The sequence below is a fragment of the Streptomyces sp. ICN903 genome (assembly GCF_022015835.1).
Taxonomy (GTDB): domain Bacteria; phylum Actinomycetota; class Actinomycetes; order Streptomycetales; family Streptomycetaceae; genus Streptomyces; species Streptomyces fenghuangensis.
This window is the reverse complement of the sequence record NZ_JAKMAY010000536.1, coordinates 1-1746: the sequence shown is the minus strand read 5'-3', so window position 1 is coordinate 1746 and position 1746 is coordinate 1. Positions and strand designations below refer to the sequence as shown.

1 protein-coding gene is annotated in these 1746 nt (G+C 74.6%); it reads left to right on the top strand.

Annotation, left to right across the window (positions count from 1 at the left end; all coding sequences use genetic code 11):
* Positions 1-318 precede the first annotated feature (318 nt).
* A partial coding sequence (locus tag L7D48_RS28585) for a sensor histidine kinase KdpD (RefSeq protein WP_237883974.1) occupies positions 319-1746 on the top strand: 1428 nt, incomplete at its 3' end.

Sequence of the window (1746 nt, the reverse complement as noted above, 5' to 3'; positions counted from 1 at the left end):
GGCCCCCGTCGCCCCCGCCCCCGCCGCACGCGGTGGCCAGGAGCAGGGCGGTGATGACGGCCGGCAGGACGGCGGCCGTACCGCGTACGCGCATGGATCCCCCAGGGAAGGTCGTGGTCGCACCCCATCATGCCCGGCGCGGCGCAGAACCGTCCGAGCGTCCGTCCACCGACTCGGCACACGCGCAGCGTGATGCATGGTTACTATGACGCAGGCAATCGCACGAGAAGGCAACTCCCCTTCCTCCAGCGGGCTTTCGGCCGCCGTTTGTCTTCCGAACCGCATCACTCGCCCCCACACAGCCACAGGGATTGCGCGATGTCAGATCCTGCCGCCCCCGGCCAGCACCGAGTGCCCCAAGGACGCCTGCCCCTCGTCCTGCTCGCCGTCTGCCTGACGGCGCTCGTGGCGGGCGGCGCGGCGGGTGCCGCCGCCGCCCCCGACAGCACGCGTCCCTGGGTGCTGGGGGTGATCGCGGTGGCCGCGGTGGTGGCCGTCGGGGCCTTCCTCGCCGTGTTCCTGACGGTGCAGCGGATGACCACCGCGTCCGCGAACGCGGCGGCCGAGATCGCGGCCCTGCGCCACCGGGCCGAGCAGCGGCAGGCGCACACCGCGCACCTGGCCGACTCCGTGCTGCCGGCGGTCGCCGAGCGGCTGAGGACCGGCGCGCGGCCCGAGGACGCGCTGGCCGGTGTGCCCCTCCCGGAGGACCTCCCGCTCCAGCGCCTCCTCCACTCCTTCGCGCACGAGGTCTCCTCCGCCACCGGTCAGCGGCTGTCCGCGCAGGCCGAGCGGGACGAGGCGGTCCGGTGGGCACAGGCGCTGGCGGGCGGGGTGGACAACCTACTGGCCGAGGTCCTGCCCGGGGCCTTCGAGCGGCTGCGCGGCGGCGCCTCGGCGGGTACGGTCCTGGCGAAGGTGCCGCGCCCCGACGACGAGCGGCTGGCCGCCCTGACGGAGTTCGTGATCCGGGAGTACGCGACCAGCGAGCGGCGGTCCGCCGCCGCCCGGACGGCCGGCACCAAGGCCCTCAGCCGGGTGCAGGCGGCGGCCGTGGGCATGCTGGCGGACCTGCGCGAGATGCAGGAGCGCCACGGCGAGGAGGTCTTCGGCGACCTGCTGAAGCTGGACCACAGCACCTCGCAGATCGGGCTGCTCACCGACCGCCTGGCCCTGCTGATGGGCGGCCGCGCCAGCCGGGCCTGGAACAAGCCGATCGTCATGGAGAGCATCCTGCGCGGCGCGGTGGGACGCATCGCCGCCTACCAGCGGGTCCGCATGCACTGCGCCAGCTCCACCGCGATCGCCGGGTTCGCCGCCGAGGGCGTGATGCACCTGCTCGCCGAACTCATCGACAACGCGGCGAACTTCTCCCCGCCCATCGACGAGGTCAACGTCTACGTCGAGGAGCGCACCGCCGGCCTCGTGGTGACCATCGAGGACAGCGGACTGCGCATGTCCGACGCCGCGATGCGCCGCGCGGAGAAGGCCGTCTCCGGCGAGTCGACCGACCTCGCCCACCTCCAGGGCACCCGGCTCGGCCTGGCCGTGGTCGGGCTGCTGGCCCACAAGTACGGCATCTCCGTGAGCTACCGGCCCTCCTCCCGGGGCGGCACCGGTGTGGTGGTCCTGCTGCCTCCGCACCTGCTGGCCCAGCAGCGCGCCGAGGCACCGCCCGCGGCCGTGGTGCCGGCCGCCAGGACCCCGCGGCAGACCCAGGCGCCCGTCACCGGACCCGCCCTCCCC